This is a genomic window from Curtobacterium sp. 179-B 9B NHS, from assembly GCF_045370965.1.
Lineage (GTDB): Bacteria > Actinomycetota > Actinomycetes > Actinomycetales > Microbacteriaceae > Curtobacterium.
This window is the reverse complement of the sequence record NZ_JBIQDQ010000007.1, coordinates 61,516-80,010: the sequence shown is the minus strand read 5'-3', so window position 1 is coordinate 80,010 and position 18,495 is coordinate 61,516. Positions and strand designations below refer to the sequence as shown.

15 protein-coding genes are annotated in these 18,495 nt (G+C 71.8%); 2 read left to right on the top strand and 13 right to left on the bottom strand.

Annotated elements, in window-relative coordinates:
- Positions 1-15: 15 nt before the first annotated feature.
- The 7 genes from ACH0A8_RS08325 to dusB all read right to left on the bottom strand — a co-directional run bounded on the left by ACH0A8_RS08325 (position 16) and on the right by dusB (position 11,120).
- Entirely contained in the window at positions 16-1,701 is a 1,686-nt protein-coding gene (locus ACH0A8_RS08325) for an ABC transporter ATP-binding protein (protein ID WP_251160100.1), read from the bottom strand.
- Positions 1,698-2,693: an ABC transporter permease gene (locus ACH0A8_RS08320; RefSeq protein WP_066653922.1), complete on the bottom strand. Its 996-nt coding sequence runs from the start codon at positions 2,691-2,693 to the stop codon at positions 1,698-1,700. Before ACH0A8_RS08320 ends, ACH0A8_RS08325 begins: the two co-directional genes overlap by 4 nt.
- Positions 2,694-2,695: 2 nt before the next feature.
- Positions 2,696-3,802, bottom strand: a complete 1,107-nt coding sequence (locus tag ACH0A8_RS08315; protein WP_209682997.1) for an ABC transporter permease — start codon at positions 3,800-3,802, stop codon at positions 2,696-2,698.
- Between the two features lie 84 nt (positions 3,803-3,886).
- The gene (locus tag ACH0A8_RS08310; protein WP_066653919.1) at positions 3,887-5,503 is read right to left on the bottom strand and encodes an ABC transporter substrate-binding protein; all 1,617 of its coding nucleotides are present in this window, start codon (positions 5,501-5,503) and stop codon (positions 3,887-3,889) included.
- Between the two features lie 953 nt (positions 5,504-6,456).
- The gene (gene dnaG / locus ACH0A8_RS08305; protein ID WP_209683000.1) at positions 6,457-8,382 is read right to left on the bottom strand and encodes a DNA primase; all 1,926 of its coding nucleotides are present in this window, start codon (positions 8,380-8,382) and stop codon (positions 6,457-6,459) included.
- Between the two features lie 279 nt (positions 8,383-8,661).
- Positions 8,662-9,951: a deoxyguanosinetriphosphate triphosphohydrolase gene (locus tag ACH0A8_RS08300; protein WP_311205316.1), complete on the bottom strand. Its 1,290-nt coding sequence runs from the start codon at positions 9,949-9,951 to the stop codon at positions 8,662-8,664.
- Positions 9,948-11,120, bottom strand: coding sequence for a tRNA dihydrouridine synthase DusB (gene dusB, locus ACH0A8_RS08295; RefSeq protein WP_066653911.1), 1,173 nt, complete (start codon positions 11,118-11,120; stop codon positions 9,948-9,950). The genes ACH0A8_RS08300 and dusB overlap by 4 nt, the downstream gene beginning before the upstream one ends.
- A 47-nt stretch (positions 11,121-11,167) precedes the next feature.
- On the opposite strand from dusB, the gene ACH0A8_RS08290 reads away from it, so the two are divergent.
- Positions 11,168-11,650, top strand: a complete 483-nt coding sequence (locus ACH0A8_RS08290; RefSeq protein ID WP_066653909.1) for an aminoacyl-tRNA deacylase — start codon at positions 11,168-11,170, stop codon at positions 11,648-11,650.
- 8 nt (positions 11,651-11,658) lie between these two features.
- Here ACH0A8_RS08290 and ACH0A8_RS08285 read toward each other — a convergent pair whose 3' ends face one another.
- From ACH0A8_RS08285 to ACH0A8_RS08270, 4 genes are all read right to left on the bottom strand, one after another.
- The gene (locus ACH0A8_RS08285; protein ID WP_158407743.1) at positions 11,659-11,829 is read right to left on the bottom strand and encodes a hypothetical protein; all 171 of its coding nucleotides are present in this window, start codon (positions 11,827-11,829) and stop codon (positions 11,659-11,661) included.
- Positions 11,826-12,560 carry a DsbA family protein gene (locus ACH0A8_RS08280; protein ID WP_066653907.1) on the bottom strand — a complete coding sequence of 245 codons (735 nt, stop codon included), beginning with the start codon at positions 12,558-12,560 and terminating at the stop codon, positions 11,826-11,828. Before ACH0A8_RS08280 ends, ACH0A8_RS08285 begins: the two co-directional genes overlap by 4 nt.
- A gap of 226 nt (positions 12,561-12,786) precedes the next feature.
- On the bottom strand, positions 12,787-14,172 hold the full coding sequence (locus tag ACH0A8_RS08275; protein WP_311205315.1) for a glycine--tRNA ligase: 1,386 nt from the start codon (positions 14,170-14,172) through the stop codon (positions 12,787-12,789).
- A 113-nt stretch (positions 14,173-14,285) separates the two neighbouring features.
- On the bottom strand, positions 14,286-15,335 hold the full coding sequence (locus ACH0A8_RS08270; protein ID WP_406906976.1) for an aminotransferase class V-fold PLP-dependent enzyme: 1,050 nt from the start codon (positions 15,333-15,335) through the stop codon (positions 14,286-14,288).
- A 70-nt stretch (positions 15,336-15,405) separates the two neighbouring features.
- Here ACH0A8_RS08270 and ACH0A8_RS08265 point away from each other — a divergent pair, with 70 nt between their 5' ends.
- Complete coding sequence (locus tag ACH0A8_RS08265; protein ID WP_209683006.1) at positions 15,406-16,317, top strand: LysR family transcriptional regulator; 912 nt, start codon at positions 15,406-15,408, stop codon at positions 16,315-16,317.
- Positions 16,318-16,424: 107 nt separating this feature from the next.
- Here the strand turns inward: ACH0A8_RS08265 and ACH0A8_RS08260 are convergent, their stop codons facing one another.
- Positions 16,425-17,231 (bottom strand): isoprenyl transferase, encoded by an 807-nt coding sequence (locus ACH0A8_RS08260; RefSeq protein WP_066653897.1) that lies wholly within the window; start codon positions 17,229-17,231, stop codon positions 16,425-16,427.
- Positions 17,228-18,061: a DNA repair protein RecO gene (recO, locus tag ACH0A8_RS08255; RefSeq protein ID WP_066653894.1), complete on the bottom strand. Its 834-nt coding sequence runs from the start codon at positions 18,059-18,061 to the stop codon at positions 17,228-17,230. Before recO ends, ACH0A8_RS08260 begins: the two co-directional genes overlap by 4 nt.
- Positions 18,062-18,495: the final 434 nt, after the last annotated feature.

The window sequence follows — 18,495 nt, the reverse complement described above, 5'->3', positions numbered from 1 at the left end:
GCCGGTCGCGTCGGGTCAGGACCCGGCGTTCTCCAGTGCCACCAGCGTACGCCGTCGCTCCGCCTGTTCCGCCGGGTCCGGCACGGGCAGCGACGCGAGCAGCCGCTGCGTGTAGGGGTGCTTCGGCGCACCGAGGACCTCGGCGGTGGTGCCCGTCTCCACCAGGTCGCCGCGGTACAGCACCGCGATGCGGTCCGACAGTGCGCCGACGACCGCGAGGTCGTGGCTGATGAACAGCGACGCGAACCCGAGGTCCTGCTGCAGCTCGAGGAAGAGCTCCAGCACGCGGGCCTGCACCGACACGTCGAGCGCGCTCGTCGGTTCGTCCGCGATGAGCAGCTTCGGCCGGAGTGCGATCGAACGCGCGAGCGAGGCGCGCTGCCGCTGGCCACCGGACAGCTCGTGCGGGTACCGGTCGCCGTAGGACGCCGGGAGCTGCACCATCTCGAGCAACTCGCCGACGCGCTTGCGGGCGGCTCGGGGGTTCCGCACCTCGCCGTGCACGACGAGCGGCTCGGCGACGCACTCGGCGATCGTGAGCAGCGGGTTGAACGAGGTCGCCGGGTCCTGGAACACGAACCCGATGTCCTTGCGGTGCCGCTTGAAGTCCCGCTCGCGGTACCCGAGCATCTCGGTGCCGAGGACCTCGAGCGACCCGCCGGTGACGCGGGTGAGCCCCGCGATGGCCCGACCGATCGTCGTCTTGCCGGAGCCCGACTCCCCCACCAGCCCGAGCACCTCGCCGGGACGGACGTCGAGGTCGACGCCCTTCACGGCCCTGAAGGCGGGCGAACCGAGGCGGCCCGGGTACTCGATCTCGAGCCCCTTCGCGCTGACGAGGGGCTCGACGTCGGTCGCGATCACCGCTCGGCGGGCCGTCCCGGTCGAGGCCTCCAGCCGGGGCACGGCGGCGAGCAGGCGCTTCGTGTAGTCGGCCTGCGGGTCCGCGAAGAGCTGCGCGACCGGTGCCTCCTCCACGACCTCGCCCTGGTACATGACGGCGACCCGGTCGGCCAGGTCGGCGACCACGCCCATGTTGTGCGTGATGATGACGATGGCGGCGCCGAACTCGTCGCGGCAGCGCCGGAGCAGGTCGAGGATCTCGGCCTGCACGGTGACGTCGAGCGCGGTGGTCGGCTCGTCGGCGATGATCACGCTCGGCTCGAGGGCCAGTGCACTCGCGATGACAACGCGCTGCTTCTGCCCGCCGGAGAACTGGTGCGGGTAGTGGTCGACCCGCGTCTCCGGGTCGGGGATGCCGACGCGTCGCAGGTAGTCGATCGCCTTCGCGCGGGCGTCCTTCTTCGAGACGCCGCCGTGCGCCCGGAGGCCCTCGGCGATCTGCCACCCCACCGTGAAGACCGGGTTGAGCGCGGTCGACGGCTCCTGGAAGACCATCGCACCGGCCGTGCCGCGGAGTTCGCGGAGCTTGGCCGACCCGACGCTGACCACGTCGGTGCCGTCGAGGTACACCGCACCACCGAGCGTCGCCGTCTCGGGCATCAGCCGCAGCATGCTGCGGGCCGTGACCGACTTGCCGGAGCCGGACTCGCCGACCAGCGCGAGGACCTCGCCCGGACGGACGTCGAGACTGACGCCCTTGACCGCGTCGACGGCACCGCCGTCGGTCGCGAAGGTGACGGTCAGGTCGTCGACGACCGCGACCGGTCGGTCCTGCTGGTCGTTCGCTGCGTCGGTCATGCCGTCGCCCCTTCCGTGCTGGCGGCCTGCTTCCGCGAGACCAGCTGCTTCAGCCTCCTCCGGGCGCGCAGGCGCGGGTCCGAGATGTCGTTGAGGCTCTCGCCGATGAAGGTCACGCCGAGCACGAGCACGACGATCGCGACGCCGGGGAACACACCGGTCCACCAGACGCCCGACGCGACGTCCGACAGCGCGCGGCTGAGGTCGTAGCCCCACTCCGCGCCGCTGGTCGGGCCGATGCCGAACCCGAGGAAGCCGAGGCCGGCCAGGGTGAGGATCGCGTCGGAGGCGTTCAGCGTCAGGATGAGCGGCAGGCTCCTGGTGCTGTTGCGCAGCACGTGGCGGGTCATGATGCGCCACGGGTTCGTGCCGATGACCCGCGCGGACTCGACGAACGCCTCGTTCTTCAGGCGCACCGCCTCGGCACGCACGACCCGGAAGTACTGCGGGACGTAGACGACGGTGATCGAGATCGCCGCCGCGACGATGCCGCCCGTGTAGCTCGAGTTGCCGCCGGAGATGACGATCGACACGACGATGGCGAGCAGCAGCGAGGGGAACGCGTAGATCGCGTCGGCGACGACGACGAGGACCCGGTCGAGCCAGCCGCCGACGTACCCCGACACCATGCCGAGGATGACCCCGATCGTGATCGACACGACGACCGCGACGATGACGACGAGCACCGCGGTGCGCGCGCCGAAGACGACGCGGCTGAACACGTCGAAGCCACCGACCGTGGTGCCCCAGACGTGCTCGGCGCTCGGCGGGGCGGTGCGCGGGAAGCCCTGGCCGTCGGCGCCCTGCAGCTGACCGAAGCCGTACGGGGCGATGAGCGGCGCGGCGAGGGCGACGATCAGGTACAGGGCGCAGATGACCACGCCGGTGATGAGCATGGCGCGCTGCCAGCCGGTGCTCCTGCGGAGCTGGACCACCACGGGCAGCCGCTTCCAGAGCGGCTCGTGGCGGTCGACGAGCGAGGTGTCGGCCATCGCTAGAACCTCACTCTCGGGTCGATCAGCGCCGCGACGACGTCGACGACGAAGTTCGTCACGGCGACGATCACGGCGAGCATCGCGACGATGCCCTGGACCGCGACGAAGTCGCGGGCCGACAGGTACTGGTTGAGCTGGAAACCGAGCCCGCGCCAGCCGAACGTGGTCTCGGTGAGCACCGACCCACCGAGCAGCATGGCGATCTGCAGACCCATCACGGTGATGATCGGGACCAGCGCCGGACGGAAGGCGTGCGTCCGGACGAGCCGGGCCTCCCGGACGCCGCGCGAGCGGGCCGCGTCGACGTACTCGGATCCGAGCGAGCCGATCATGTTGGCACGGACCAGACGCAGGAAGATGCCGGCGGTGAGCAGGCCGAGCGTCAGCGCGGGCAGGACGGCGTGCGACAGTACGTCGCCGATCACCTGCGCGTTGCCGGTGCGGAGTGCGTCGATGAGGTAGATGCCGGTGGCACCCGGGATGTTGTCGAGGATGAGCGACACCCGGGTGGAGGCGCGGTCACCGAGCGGCAGCCAGCCGAGCCAGACGGAGAAGACGAGCTTGAGGAGCAGACCGCCGAAGAACACCGGCGTCGCGTACGTCAGGATCGCGAGCGCTCGGAACAGCACGTCCGGCCACTTGTCGCGGACGTACGCCGCGAGCATGCCGAGCGGGATGCCGAGGACGAGGGCGACGATGAGCGCGTAGAAGACCAGCTCCGCGGTCGCGCCGCCGTACGTGACGATGACCTCGGTGATCGGACGGTTGTCGGTCGACGTCGTGCCGAAGTCCCCGCGCACGATGCCGCCGAGGTACTCGAGGTACTGGACGATGACCGGCCGGTCGTAGCCGGCGGCGTGCAGACGTTCCTGGAGCTGCGAGGGCGTCAGACGGCCACCGACCGAGGCGGTGATCGGGTTCCCGATGACGCGCATCAGGAAGAAGACGAGCGTCACCAGGATGAACACCGTCGGGAAGATGAGGAGGAAGCGGACCAGGATGTACCGACCGAGCCCGCCGCCCTGCCCACGGGCACGTCGCTGTGCCTGGGGCTTGGTGGGGTCGGTGGCCAGCTCCGGTGTCGCCTCGGGGGTGCTGAGGGTCACGGGGACGGGTGCCTTTCGGTGCCGTTCGGGACGTGGCCACGGGGGCGCTCCTCGTGGGAACGCCCCCGTGGGCCGACGCCGGTCTTACTTGGAGAGGGTGGCGTAGCGGAACTTGTACGAGGAGTCGAGGGTCAGGCCCTTGACGTCCTTGCCCGCGACCGCCACGGACTTGCCCTGCAGGAGCGGCAGCGTCGAGATCTGCGTGGCCTCGCGCTCCTGCGCCTGCTCGATGAGCTGCGCGCGCTTGTCCTTGTCGGACTCCTGCTGCTCCTCGGAGATCAGCTTCTGGATCTCCGGGTCGTCGTAGTGGTTCTGCACGAAGTTGTCCTTCGTGAAGAACGGCGACAGGTAGTTGTCGGCGTCCGAGAAGTCCGGGAACCACCCGAGCTGGTACACCGGGTAGGAGTCCTTCGTCCGCTCCTGCGCGTAGGTCGTGTAGACCGTCGACTGGATCTTCACGGAGAACAGGCCCGAGTTCTCGAGCTGCGTCTTGAGCTCGGCGTACTCGTCGTCCGACGTCGAACCGTAGTGGTCGGGCGCGTACTGGATGTCGAGCTGCACCTTGCCGGTGACACCGGCCTTCGACAGCGTCTCCTTCGCCTTGTCGACGTCGGGGCCGCCCTTGCCGTTGCCGTAGAGCTCCTCGAACGGCTTCGCGGCACCGGTCAGGCCGTCCGGCACCATCGAGTAGACCGGCGAGTACGTGTTGTTGTAGACGTCCTTCGCGATCTTCTCGCGGTCGACGACGTCGGCCACGGCCTGGCGCACGGCGAGGGCCTTCGCCTCGTCCGCGTCGGACTGGCTCGCGCCGAACGGCTGCGTGTTGAAGTTGAAGACCAGGTAGCGGATCTCGCCACCGGGGCCGTCGGTGACCTTGACGGAGTCGTCCTTGCGCAGGTCGGCGATGTCGGTCGGCGTCAGCGAGCGGTACGCCACGTCGACGTCGCCCTTCTGCACGGCGAGCTTCAGGTCGGTCTCCTTGGTGTAGTAGCTGGCGGTGACCTCCTTGGTCTTCGCCTTGCCGAGGAGCCCGTCGTACTCGGGGTTCGCCGAGTACTGGATGGTGTCGTTCTCCTTGTACGAGGTGATCTCGTACTGCCCGGCGAACGCCTTGCCCTTGACGATGTCCGCCGCCGGGGTGAGCTCGTCCGCCGAGAAGACCTGCTCGTCGACGATCGGGCCTGCGGGGCTCGAGAGCACCTGCGGCCAGGTCTGGTCGGCGTGGTCGAGGTTGAAGACGACCGTGGTGTCGTCCGGGGTCTCGATGCTCTTGAGGTTGGCGAGCAGCGACTGCGGACCGTTCTCGTTGTTGATCTTCAGCTCGCGCTCGAACGAGAACTTGACGTCACTCGAGGTGAGGTCGTTGCCGTTCGCGAACTTCAGCCCGCTCTTGAGCTTCACCGTGTAGGTCGTGTCGTTCGTGAACTCGCCGCTCTCGGCGATGTCCGGCTTGACGTCGGGGCTGCCGACGGGGGTGTTCATCAGGAACGGGAACACCTGGTTCTGCACGGCGAAGGAGCCGTTGTCGTAGGACCCGGCCGGATCGAGGGACGTGACCTTGTCCGTCGTGCCGATGCTCAGGCCGTTGAGGTCGGTGTCGGAGACGCTGCTGCTCGCGCAGCCCGTCAGCACCAGCGCCGTCGCTGCTGCCCCGGCGCCGAGCGCGATGCCGCGCCTGCCCCACTTGGATACGGATGCCATGTCCGCTCTCTCTCTCGGTGATGGTTCGCAAGGGGTCCCGCGGAGGGCGGTGGATCGACTGTGAGGCCCGCCGGGAACGCTCATTGGTACCACCCTGACACGGAAGTCCACGATTCGAGGGACATTTGTTTACACCCTTGTAATGCACGACCGCGTCGCGTGGCGCATGATGCGCGCGTCACCGAGCGGCGTGTCGCGCACGAAAGTTGCGTGGTGCAACGGGGACGGGGGCGGCCGCTGCCTGCCACCGGGCGGGCGGGCGGCTGCCTGCGGCCGGCTGCCCGCTGCCCGCTGCCGGCTGCCCGCTGCCGAGCGGGCGAGATCCGTCACGCTCGACCTCCCCGGCCGACACATCCCACCCACCCGACGTCACGCGCGCGGCACGTCCTGCCCGCTCTGCGCCGGTCGGTGGTGCTCGCCTCCTGGTGGCACGACTTGCCGCTCAGTTCGGGCCGCGGCGGCGGGTCGTGCGACCAGGACGACCGCACACGGCACGTCGTGCGACCGGAACGGCCAGTGCGAGTGGCCGGGCCACGGCGGGACACCGAGCGGGCGGAGTACGTCACCCTCGGCGTCTCCGGGCACCGATCCCCACCCGCTCGACGTCATCCACGCGGCGATACCTGCCCGCTGCGGCGGCGGCGACGGCGGCGGCGGCGACGGCGACGGCGACGGCGGATGGTGCTCGCGCCCTGGTCGCGTGACCTGCCGCTCAGTTCGGGTCGCGGCGGCGAGTCCTGCGACCAGATCGACCGCACGCGGCAGGTCGCGCGACCCTGGGGTCCAGCACGAGTGGCCGCGTGACCCTGGGGTCCAGCACGAGTGGTCGCGCGACCCTGGGGTCCAGCACGAGTCGCCGCGCGACCGTGCGGGCCAGCACGAGTGGTCGCGCGACCGAGCGGGCCAGCACGAGTGGCCGGGCGACGACGCGCTGCCGCCCCTCGCGGGACGGCTCAGCCCTGCGCTGCCGCCTCGGCGTCGGCGCGGAGGCGCATCCGCTGCGCGTCGATGTCGACGAGCTGGCGCTGGATCTCGGCGCGCCGGTCGGACTGCTCGTGCGGGTCGGCCCGCTGCAACTGCCCGAGCAGCGAGGCCTTGCGGGCGAGCAGGTCCCGCTCGACCAGTGCCACGACGATGCTCCGGGCGTAGAGCGCCAGGTCCTCGTCGGTGCGAGCCGGGATCGGCGCGAGTGCGAGCTCCTGCACGAGACCGCGGAACGGCGCCGGCACGTCCTGCAGCAACCGGTCGAGCCAGTCCCCCGCACCGATCGAGTCGACGTTGGCGACCACGGCGTCCCGCACGACCGACAGCATCGGCGCCGAGAACGTCGCGCCGGCCGCGAGCCAGATGAGCGGTGCGCCCACGTACCCGGGCTGCTGCACCATCGCCATCACGGCGTCGCGCTCCATCCGGGTGATCGGGTCGTTCGGCAGCAGCCGCAGACCGGCCACGGGCTCCTCGGGCGGGGCGACCAGCTCGCCACCGGGACCGGCCTGACCGACCGGCACCGGGCCTCCCGTCCGGTCGGTGCGCGCTGCGGACGCGCGCTGACGCGCCGAGTCGACCGCCCGCCGGACGTCCGGGATGTCCATGCCGAGCCACCCGGCGAGTTCGCGGACGTACCCCTGCGTGAGGGAGCGGTCGCGGATCCCGGCGAGGACCGGCGCGGCGGCCCGCAGTGCGCTGACCCGCCCCTCGACGGTCTCGAGGTCGTGGCCGTCGAGCGTCCGACGGATCATGAACTCGAACATCGGGCGCTTCGCGCTGACGAGCCGGCGGATCGCGTCGTCGCCTCGCGCGAGTCGGAGGTCGCACGGGTCGAGCCCGCCGGGAGCCACCGCGACGTAGGTCTGCGCGGCGAAGCGCTGCTCCTCGGCGAACGCCCGCGAGGCGGCACGCTGCCCGGCCTCGTCGGGGTCGAACGTGAAGACCACCTCGCCGTTGGCGTTCGGGTCGGCACCGCTGACGTCGCCGAGCATCGGCCGGAGGACCTTGATGTGGTCGACACCGAACGAGGTGCCGCACGTCGCGACGGCGGTCGTCACACCGGCGAGGTGGCACGCCATGACGTCGGTGTAGCCCTCGACGATCACGACCTGCTTGCCCTTGGAGATGTCCTTCCGGGCGAGGTCGAGCCCGTAGAGGACCTGGCTCTTGTGGTAGATCGGCGTCTCGGGGGTGTTGAGGTACTTCGGGCCCTTGTCGTCGTCGAGCAGCCGACGCGCGCCGAAGCCGATCGTCGCACCGGTCACGTCACGGATCGGCCACACGAGGCGTCCGCGGAACCGGTCGTACGGCGAGCGGTCACCCTGTCCGGCGAGTCCCGCCGCGAGGATCTCGTCCATCGAGAACCCACGGCCCCGCAGGTGCTCACGCGTGGCGTCGTACGACTGCGGCGCGAAGCCCACGCCGAAGTGCTGCGCTGCCGCGGGGTCGAAGCCGCGCTCCCCGAGGAAGCGTCGCGCGGGCTCGGCAGCCGCCGAGGTGAGCTGCGACTGGTAGAACTCGAGCGCTGCCTCGTTCGCGGCGATCAGCCGCGCGCGCTGGTTGTAGTCGGTGCGCGGGCCGTCGCCCTCTTCGTAGTGGAGCGTGAAGCCGATCTTCGCGGCCATGCGCTCGACCGCTTCCTGGAACGTCGTGTGGTCCATCTTGATGATGAACTCGAAGACGTCGCCGTCCTCGCCGCACCCGAAGCAGTGGTACCGGCCGACCTGCGGCCGCACGTGGAACGACGGGGAGCGCTCGTCGTGGAACGGGCAGAGACCCTTCAGCGAGCCGACGCCCGCCGACTTCAGCGTGACGTGGTCGCCGACGACGTCGGCGATGTTGACACGCGAGCGGACCTCGTCGATGTCGTTCCGCGCGATCCTGCCAGCCACCCCTCGATCCTAGTTCGTGCGGCCGGTGCCGGAGGACGGTCCGTGTCCGCCTGTGGAGAGCACGACGGCCGGGAGGCGCGGTGCACGATCAGCACGCGCCCCACCTCGGTCGGTGCGCACGTCGACACGCGCGGCGGCCGGGCAGGAGCCACTCCGGTCCCAGCGAGACGGCGCCGTCCGCCCGGGACGGTGCCGGGTCGACGAACCGGACCCAGATCCGACGGCGTCTCGCCCTCACGGCGGCGTCCCGTCCACACGGCGGCGTCTCGCGCGCCGGCGTCAGACCGCGATGTGCGTCGTCTCCCGGTCCCCCACCACGAGTCGCTTGTGCCACGCCAGCGCCCCCTGGTCCGTCAGGCTCGCGACCTGGTCGACCACGGCCCGCAGCCGCCCGGCGTCGTCGGACGCCGAACGCCAGTCCGCCGCGAAGCCCGGCTCGAGGTCCGCACTGCCCGTCGCCGCCAGGGCGTCGAGCAACTCGGTGAGCACGCGACGCTGGTCCTCGTACACGGGCTGCCGATTGCCCTGCGTCATGACGAACGCCGCGACGATGCCCTTCAGCACCGCGATCTCGCCGATGATCTCCGGCGGGGTGACGACCGAGGCCGCGAACCGCACGAGGGACCCGGACGCGTAGGACTCGCGAGTCGCCGCCGTCGCCGTCCGCGCGAACCGTCCGATGAGCTGCGAGGTGAGGTTCTTGAGCCGCGCCATGTCCCGCCGCGACCCGTCGTACGACGTCATCCACAGCGGCAGCGACCGGAGCCGGTCGAAGGCCTCGAGCAGTTCGTCACGGCTGAGGTCCGACCCGACCCAGGCGTGCATCGCGGTGACGATGTCGTTCTCGCCGACCCGGTCGCCCAGGGCCGCGACGTCGATGAAGCCCGCGACGACGGCGTCCTCGAAGTCGTGCACCGAGTAGGCGATGTCGTCGGACAGGTCCATGACCTGCGCCTCGATGCACCGCTGCCGACGCGGAGCACCGCGCCGGAGCCACGCGAAGGCGTCGTGGTCGTCGTCGTAGAACCCGAACTTGGTGCGCCCCGACGATGCCTCGGCGACGCCCTGCGCCGCCGGCCACGGGTACTTGCAGCTCGCGTCGAGCGAGGCCCGGGTGAGGTTGAGCCCGTACGGACGCTCGTCGTCCGGCCCGTCGCCGTAGACCTTCGGCTCGAGGCGGGTCAGCAACCGCAGCGTCTGGGCGTTGCCCTCGAAGCCGCCGATGTCCGCCGCCCAGGCGTTGACGGCGGTCTCGCCGTTGTGCCCGAACGGCGGGTGCCCGATGTCGTGCGCCAGGCACGCGGTGTCGACGACGTCGGGGTCGAGCCCGAGGGAGTCGGCGAGCTCGCGCCCGACCTGCGCGACCTCGAGCGAGTGCGTCAGGCGGTTGCGGGCGAAGTCGAGTCCGGTGGTCGGGCTGAGCACCTGGGTCTTCGCGGCGAGGCGTCGGAGCGCGCTCGAGTGCAGCAGGCGGGCGCGGTCCCGGGCGAAGTCGGAGCGACGGTTGCCGTGGGTCTCGGGCAGCCAGCGCTCCGCGTCGGCCGGCCCGTACGAAGCGGTGGCGCTCATCCGCCGCTGTGGTGCAGCTCGGCGGCGGCGAGCACCTTGCGGAACTCGGCGTCCACGTCGCGCGACTCGAGCCAGCGGTCCGGCAGCGCCGTGCGCTTCGGGTGGCCGGCGCGGCCTCGCGGGCCCTCGACGTCGGCACCGGGGTACGGCGCGGACCAGTCGAGCTGCCCGAGCAGGTCGTCGATCTCCTGCAGGCTCGAGGCCATGGAGAGCGCCGAGCGGACGTCGCCGCCGATCGGGTACCCCTTGAAGTACCAGGAGACGTGCTTCCGGGCGTCGCGGCACCCGTGGTCCTCGGACCCGAAGAACTCGACGAGCAGCTCGGTGTGTCGACGGAAGGCGGTCGCGACGTCGCCGAGCGAGGGCATCGCGCGCACGTCCTCACCGCGGAACGCCGCCGCCAGGTCGCCGAACAGCCACGGCCGACCCAGGCAGCCGCGGCCGACCACGACACCGTCGCAGCCGGTCTCGTCGACCATGCGCAGGGCGTCGGCGGCGGACCAGATGTCGCCGTTGCCGAGCACCGGGATGTCGGTGATCGTCTCCTTCAGCGTGGCGATCGCGGACCAGTCCGCCTGCCCCGAGTAGTGCTCGTTCGCGGTGCGGGCGTGCAGCGAGATCGCGGCGACACCGGCGTCGCGGGCGATGCGTGCCGCGTCGAGGTAGGTCAGGTGGTCGGCGTCGATGCCCTTGCGCATCTTCACCGTGACCGGGACGTCGCCGGCGGCCTTGACCGTCTTCTCGACGAGGTCCTTGAAGAGGTCGGTCTTCCACGGCAGGGCCGCTCCCCCGCCCTTCCGCGTGACCTTCGGCACCGGACACCCGAAGTTGAGGTCGATGTGGTCGGCGCGGTCCTCGCCCACCAGGATCGTCGCCGCCTCGGCCACGGTGTTCGGCTCGACGCCGTACAGCTGGATGGACCGCGGCGTCTCCGACTCGTGGTGCTGGATGAGCTGCATCGACACCGGAGTCCGTTCGACCAGCGCCCGCGAGGTGATCATCTCGCAGACGTACAGTCCGGCGCCGTACTCGCGGCAGAGCCGGCGGTAGGCCATGTTCGTGATGCCCGCCATCGGCGCGAGCACGACCGGCGCCTCGACCTCGATGGGGCCGATGCGCAGGGGCTTCGCCGTGCGGGGCGCCGTGGTGGGCGCGTCGGTGATCGTCATACGTGCTCCATTCTCCCACGCGTGTCCGCGCCGGTAGCGTTCTCCACATGACCGACTCCGCGATCGCCCGGTTCGACGCCGACGCCGCCGCCCGAGGGCTCGCGGTGGACGTCGTCCAGCGCCCCGCCGCCGACTCCCTCGAGGGTGCCGCCGCCCTGCTCGGCATCGACCCGAGCGACATCGTGAAGACGCTCGTCGTCAAGCGTCACGACGGTGGCTTCCTGCTCGCGCTGGTGCCGGGCGGCCGCAGCATCGCCTGGAAGAAGCTCCGCACCGTCGTCGGCGTCAACAAGCTGTCGATGCCCGACGCAGCGACCGCGCTCGAGGCCTCGGGCTACGAGCGCGGCACGATCACGCCGATCGGCGCGACCGGCGACCTGCCGGTGTACGCCGACGAACGCGTCCTGGGCCGCCGCATCGCGCTCGGTGCCGGCCGGCACGGCGCGAGTGCCTTCGTCGACGGCGACGCGCTCGTCGCCGCCTACGACGCGACCGTCGCCGACATCACCGATGAGGAGCCCGTCCGCTAGCGGACGGCTCAGTCGGGGACCTCGGTCCAGTCGCCCTCGGCACCGGGGACGAAGCAACTGTCACCCTCGCAGACCGGCGCACCGCCGGGCGTGACGAGCGTGAGCAGGGCGGGTCGCGCCTCCCGGTCGTCGGCCTGGAGGCCCGGCTCGACCGGGCCGGTCGTCGTCACGCCGGTCACCGGGTCGCCTCCGCGTCCGCGGTCGCGTCGTCCGCGGCACGCTGCTGCTGCGCCGCGAGCTCCTCGGGCGTCACGTCGCGGAGCGCGACGACCTGGCGGAGCACCTGCTCGAACGCCGCCGGGTCCTGTGCGCCGGAGACGCCGTACTTGCCGTCGATGACGAAGAACGGGACGCCGTTGATCCCGAACGCCTGCGCCTGGGCCTGGTCGGCCCGGACGGCGGCGAGCTGGGCGTCGTCGCGCAGGGTCGCCAGGACCTCGTCGCGGTCCAGACCGATCGAGGCGCCGAGGTCGGCCAGGGACTCGTCCTGTCCGACGTGCTCGCCGCGCTCGAAGTACGCGGTGAAGAGGCGCTCGACCATCTCGAGCTGCTTGCCGTGCTGCTTCGCCAGGTGGATGACCTGGTGCGCCTTGACGGTGTTCGTGTGGCGCAGTGCGTCGTAGTCGTAGTGCAGCCCGACGGACGAGGCGATGCCGGCGACCTGGTCGATCATCTGCTGTGCCTGCTGCACCGGCAGGCCCTTGTGCTGCGAGAGGAACTCGGCCTCGGTGCCCTCGAAGTCGACCGGGGTGTCCGGGCTCAGCTCGAACGAGTGGTACTCGACCTCGACCGGCTGGGCCTCGGGCGAGGAGGCGAACGCGGCGACGCCGGCCTCGAACTTCCGCTTGCCGATGTAGCACCAGGGGCATGCGATGTCCGACCAGACATCGACCTTCACAGACTCGTTCACACGAGGTGCAAGCCCGGCCCCTGCCCGCGCATTCCCGCGGTCACGACCCGCTCCTCGCGCACCGTGTCTCGTGCGCCGTGTCTCGTGCGCCGTGCACAACGAGAGGCACCCCGAACAACGCGATTCCGTGGTTCGGGGTGCTTTCGGTTGTGCAGCGGCAGGTCGCACCGGCGATCGCTGACCGCGGCAGCGGCAGCGGCAGGTGCTGCCGCAGCAGCCGCGCGCGCTACGCGCCGAGGAGGCGCTGCGCCAGGTAGCCCTGCAGCTGGTCGAGCGAGACGCGCTCCTGCGACATGGTGTCGCGCTCACGCACCGTGACCGCCTTGTCGTCGAGCGTGTCGAAGTCGACCGTGATGCAGAACGGCGTGCCGATCTCGTCGTGGCGACGGTAGCGACGACCGATCGCGCCGGCGTCGTCGAAGTCGACGTTCCAGTGCTTCCGCAGGTCGTCGGCGAGCCCGCGCGCCACCGGCGACAGCTGCTCGTTGCGGGACAGCGGGAGCACCGCGGCCTTGACCGGCGCCAGCCGCGGGTCGAGGCGCAGGACGGTGCGCTTGTCGACGCCGCCCTTCGCGTTCGGGGCCTCGTCCTCGTGGTACGCGTCGAGCAGGAACGCCATGAGCGCACGGGTGAGCCCGAACGACGGCTCGATGACGTAGGGCACGTACTTCTCGTTCGCGGCCTGGTCGAAGAAGCGCAGGTCCTTGCCCGACGACTCGATGTGGTTGTTCAGGTCGAAGTCGGTGCGGTTCGCGACGCCCATGAGCTCGCCCCACTCGGAGCCGGCGAACCCGAAGCGGTACTCGATGTCCGCGGTGGCGTCCGAGTAGTGCGCGCGCTCGCCGTCGGGCACGTCGAAGCGTCGCAGGTTCTCGGGGTCGATGCCGAGGTCGGTGAAGAACGCCACCGCGTCGGCGATCCACTGCTCGTAGTGGGTGTCGACGTCGGCCGGCGGCACGAAGTACTCGATCTCCATCTGCTCGAACTCGCGCGTGCGGAAGATGAAGTTGCCGGGCGTGATCTCGTTGCGGAACGCCTTGCCGACCTGGCCGATGCCGAACGGGGGCTTCATGCGGCTCGTCGTGACGACCTGCGCGAAGTCGACGAAGATGCCCTGCGCCGTCTCCGGGCGGAGGAAGTTCAGCCCTTCCTCGGACTCGACCGGGCCGAGGTAGGTCTTGAGCATGCCGGAGAACTCGCGCGGCTCGGTCCACTCACCGCGGGTGCCGCAGTTCGGGCACGGCACCTCGGCCATGCCGCCCTCGGGCACTCGACCCTTCTTCGCCTCGAACGCCTCGAGCAGGTGGTCTTCGCGGAACCGGTGGTGGCAGTGCAGGCACTCGACGAGCGGGTCGGTGAAGGTGGCGACGTGACCCGAGGCCTCCCACACCTTGCGGGGCAGGATCACGGCGGAGTCGAGGCCGACCATGTCGCCGCGGCCGCGGACGAACCGCTGCCACCACTGGCGCTTGATGTTCTCCTTCAGCTCGACGCCGAGGGGCCCGTAGTCCCACGCGGAGCGGGATCCGCCGTAGATCTCCCCCGACTGGAAGACGAAGCCACGGCCCTTGGCCAGGGCGATGACGCTGTCGAGACGGGAGGACGGTGCCAAGAGGACTCCTGATTTCGCCGGACTGGGTGCCCGGTGCGGGAACGGTACCGGGCAAGCGTACCGGCCCCGCGGCGACCGACGGACGCCGGTCGCGCACCCGTGGACGGCCCGGCTCACCCCGCGGGACGGAACCCCTCCACCGCGCCCAGCACCGCGACGACCCGGTCGACGTCGGCGTCGTCGTTCCACAGGTGGAAGGCCAGGCGCAGCCGGCCCGCCCGTCCGCTCGCCGTGACCCCCGCCGCGGTCAGGGCGCGGAGGGCCGACCCGTCCGGGTCGGGGAAGGTCGTGATCGCCTGACCGGACCGGGGCGTCTCGAGCGCGTCGGCGAGCCGGTCCGTGCGACCGGTCGCGTGCCTCCAGGCCGAACCGGCGTCGACGGACGCGAGGTGTCGCAGGGCGGCGACCGCCCCCGGCCACGCCTGCCATGCCGGGGACACGTCGAAACGGCGGGCGTCGTCGGCGAGCTGCATGGTCGGGCCGTAGCACGAGGACCAGACGTCCGCTCCCGCGTACCAGCCGGCCTGCACGGGGCGGACGCGCTCCAGCGCCGCATCGGAGAACGTCGCGAAGGCGACGCCGCGCGGTGCGCACAACCACTTGTAGGCGTGCGTGACCGTGACGTCGAACGGCGCGGCGGACACCGGCAGGACGCCCGCGGCCTGGGTGAGGTCGCAGAGGGTGAGGGCACCGGCGGCGCGCGCCACGTCGAGGACCGGGGCGGGGTCGGTCACCACGCCGGTGGCGGACTGCACGGCGGACCAGGCGACGAGCGCGGTGCCCGGGCGGACGGCGTCGGCGAGTCGCTCGAGCGGGACACTGCGGACCGTGACGCCGCGGTGCGCCTGCACGAGGAACGGGAAGACGATCGACGAGAAGTCGCCGTCGGGGACGACGACCTCGGCACCGTCCGGCAGTGACGCAGCGACGAGTGCCACCATCGCCGAGGTCTGCGACCCCGTCGCCACCCGTGCGGCGTCCACGCCGACGATGCCCGCGAAGAGCGCACGGCCCTCCTCGACCAGGGCGCCGTACGTCGCGGGCGAGGTCGCGGCGCGCGACCACGCGTCGAGGTCCGCCCGCTGTGCGGCCAGGGTGCCGAGCGTGGGGAGCCCGGCGGTGCAGGCGGCGAGGTAGCCCGATCCGTCGACGAAGGAGTCCATACCCCCAGGCTCCGACGGCCGGCGCCATCACGCCAGGGCAGGCTTCTTCGGGGACCCATAACATCGTGTTGTGGAGTCCATCGAACCGCAGCTGCTCCGGGTCCTGCTCGCCGTGCGTGACGGCGGGTCGATCAGCCGTGCGGCCGCGGCGCTCGGCTACAGCCAGCCCGCCGTCAGCCAGTTGCTCACACGCGCCGAACAGCGGCTCGGGCACGACCTCGTGCTCCGCGGCGGCCGCGGCGCGACCCTGACGGAGTCCGGGCGCGTCCTCGCCGACCACGCCCTGCACGTCGAGGCGGCCCTGGCCGCAGCACGCGAGGACCTCGACGCGGTCGGCGGTCTCGCCCGCGGGCGGGTGCGGCTCGCCGGCTTCCCGAGCGCGTCGTCGACCCTCGTGCCCCCGGTGCTCGCGGCGCTGGCGACGGACAGCCCCGGGGTGGTGACGTCGTACGTCGAGGCCGAGCCGCCCGAGGCCGTCGAACTGCTCCGGCGCGGCGAGGTCGACGTCGCCCTGACCTTCTCGCACGCACTGCAGGACGACGCCGCGAACGATCCGACCCTGACCACGCGCGTGCTCGGGCGCGATCCGCTCGCGCTCGTCACCGCCGCGGATGCGGTGCCGACCGGGGACCGGGCAGCCGACCTCGCCGCGTTCCGGGAAGCCCGGTGGATCGGCGGTTGTCCGCGGTGCCGCGGGCACCTGCTCGCGTCGTGCGCGGCGTCCGGGTTCACGCCGGAGATCGTGCTCGAGACCGACAACGCCGCGGCGGTCGTCGGGCTGGTCGCGGCCGGACTCGGCGTCGCGCTGCTGCCCCGGCTGGCGCTGTCGACCACCGTCGTGCCGTCCGGTGTGGCGGTCACGCCGGCCGACGACGCGCTGGCACGACGGGTCGAGGTCGTGGTCGCCCGCGGCGCGGACCGCGTGCCGAGCGTGCGGGCGGCGCTGGAGGCGGTCCGTGGGGTGGCGCACCTGCTCACGTGAGGCGCGGCGCGCTGTCCGTGGCACGGGTCTCGCGTCGGCACCGACGGCCGCCCGGCCGGCCACGGGTCGGACGGGAGGCCCGTGGCGGCGCCGCCACGGGCCTCCCGTCAGGCGGTCGGTGCGTCCACCGCGCCGCCGTAGCGTCGGTCGCGGCGCGCGTACTCCTCGATCGCTCCCCACAGGTCGGTGCGGCGGAAGTCCGGCCAGAGCTGGTCGAGGAACACCATCTCCGCGTACGCGGACTGCCACAGCATGAAGTTCGACGTCCGCTGCTCGCCCGAGCTCCGCAGGAACAGGTCCACGTCGGGCAGCTCGGGCACGTAGAGCCGCTTCGCCAGGGCCTTCTCCGTCACCTGGCTCGGCTTCATCCGACCGGCGGCGACGTCCTCGGCCATGCCCCGGACCGCGTCGACGATCTCGTTCCGCCCGCCGTAGTTGACGCACATCGTGAGGGTGCAGACGTCGTTGTCGGCGGTCATCCGCTCCGCGGTCTGCAGCTCGTCGACGACGCTCCGCCAGAGCCGGGGTCGCCGGCCCGCCCACCGCACCCGGACACCCCACGCGTGCAGCTGGTCGCGACGGCGGTGGATGACCTCGCGGTTGAAGCCCATCAGGAAGCGGACCTCGTCCGGCGACCGCTTCCAGTTCTCGGTCGAGAACGCGTACGCCGACACGTGCTTGACGCCGATCTGGATCGCGCCGGCGACGACGTCGAGCAGCGAGGCCTCGCCGGCCTTGTGCCCCTCGACCCGCGTCAGGCCGCGCTGGTTCGCCCAGCGGCCGTTGCCGTCCATGACGATCGCCACGTGCTCCGGGACGAACTGCGCCGGGATCGCCGGCGGCTGCTCCCCCGTCCAGTCGACGGGTCGCAGTCCCTCGGACACGGCTTCGGACGCGGACCGGCGTGGGCTCATGCAGGTGTTCCTTCGTGATCGGACGTGACGGGCACGGCGGGCGCCGGGGTGGCGGCCACGGCTGCCGGAACCCCACCGGGGGTCGGTGCGACCGGAGCGGGGTGTTCACTGCGGTCCACGTGGGGCAGTGACCGGAGCGATCGTTCCAGGTGCCACTGGGCGTAGGCCGCCACCACGCCGGAGGCCCGCGACCGCGTCCGCTCGTCGGAGGCGTCGACGGTCGACCAGTCCCCGGCGAGCAGTGCCCCGAGCAGGCCGAGCGTGTCGGTGTCGAGCCGGGGCGTCCCGGGCGGCGCTGCACGGTCCGCCACCACCCCGCCGAGCTGCACGACGAAGGCGGTGTGCGGCCCGGGCTCCCCCGTCACCGCACAGTCACCGAACGACGGCGCCCACCCCGCGATGCTCATCGCCCGGAGCAGGTACGAGTCGAGCGTGGCGCTGACGACGTGCTCGTGCCTGGACAGTGAGCGCAGGGCACCGACGAGCAGCAGGTACTGCTGGAGCCCGGCGTCCGCCTCGCTCAACCGGTCCGCCGTCTCGACCATGGCGCTGGCCGCCGTGTAGGCGCCGTAGTCGGTGACGATCTGGGCGCCGTACGAGCCGAGGCTCTCGGCCTGGGTGACGATGTCGAGCGACCGACCCTCGTAGAACTGCGCGTCGACGACCATGAACGGCTCGAGTCGCGACCCGAACTTCGACGCCGTGCGCCGTACCCCCTTGGCCACCGCCCGGATCTTGCCGTGCTGCCGGCTCAGCATGGTGACGATGCGGTCGGCCTCGCCGAGCTTGTGGGTGCGCAGCACGACGCACTCGTCCCGGTACAGCGGCATTGCCCCAGTATCCCCCGCGGCGCCGACAGCGGGTGCCGGCGGCGCGGCCGGCGCGGAGCGCGGTCTCAAGAGCGGCGAGCGCGGAGCGGCGAGCGCCGAGCGAGCGGGACGCGCCGCGCGCGTTCTCCCGAGAGGGCAGATCCCGTCGCCGGACGACGCCGAGCGTGACCGAATCCGCCCGCTCGACGCACCGCCGTCGCCGGACGACGCCGAGCGTGACCGAATCCGCCCGCTCGAGGCACCGCCGTCGACGGACGACGCCGAGCGTGACGGGATCCACCGGCTCGCGGCACCGCCGATGCCGCGCGACGACCGGTCGTCGGCGTCCTGTCCGGTCGGCGCCGAGCGGGCACGACACACCGCGTGAGTTCCGTCCGGCGGGCAGATCCCGTCGACGGACGACGCCGAGCGTGACGGGATCCACCCGCTCGACG

What these genes read in the sequence shown, in the direction of transcription:
- ACH0A8_RS08325 (WP_251160100.1), bottom strand. Translation starts at nt 1,701, where the DNA reads ATGACCGACGCAGCGAACGACCAGCAGGACCGACCGGTCGCGGTCGTC.
- ACH0A8_RS08270 (WP_406906976.1), bottom strand. Translation starts at nt 15,335, where the DNA reads ATGGACTCCTTCGTCGACGGATCGGGCTACCTCGCCGCCTGCACCGCC.
- ACH0A8_RS08300 (WP_311205316.1), bottom strand. Translation starts at nt 9,951, where the DNA reads ATGAGCGCCACCGCTTCGTACGGGCCGGCCGACGCGGAGCGCTGGCTG.
- ACH0A8_RS08320 (WP_066653922.1), bottom strand. Translation starts at nt 2,693, where the DNA reads ATGGCCGACACCTCGCTCGTCGACCGCCACGAGCCGCTCTGGAAGCGG.
- ACH0A8_RS08260 (WP_066653897.1), bottom strand. Translation starts at nt 17,231, where the DNA reads ATGAGCCCACGCCGGTCCGCGTCCGAAGCCGTGTCCGAGGGACTGCGA.
- ACH0A8_RS08290 (WP_066653909.1), top strand. Translation starts at nt 11,168, where the DNA reads ATGACCGACTCCGCGATCGCCCGGTTCGACGCCGACGCCGCCGCCCGA.
- dusB (WP_066653911.1), bottom strand. Translation starts at nt 11,120, where the DNA reads ATGACGATCACCGACGCGCCCACCACGGCGCCCCGCACGGCGAAGCCC.
- ACH0A8_RS08310 (WP_066653919.1), bottom strand. Translation starts at nt 5,503, where the DNA reads ATGGCATCCGTATCCAAGTGGGGCAGGCGCGGCATCGCGCTCGGCGCC.
- recO (WP_066653894.1), bottom strand. Translation starts at nt 18,061, where the DNA reads ATGCCGCTGTACCGGGACGAGTGCGTCGTGCTGCGCACCCACAAGCTC.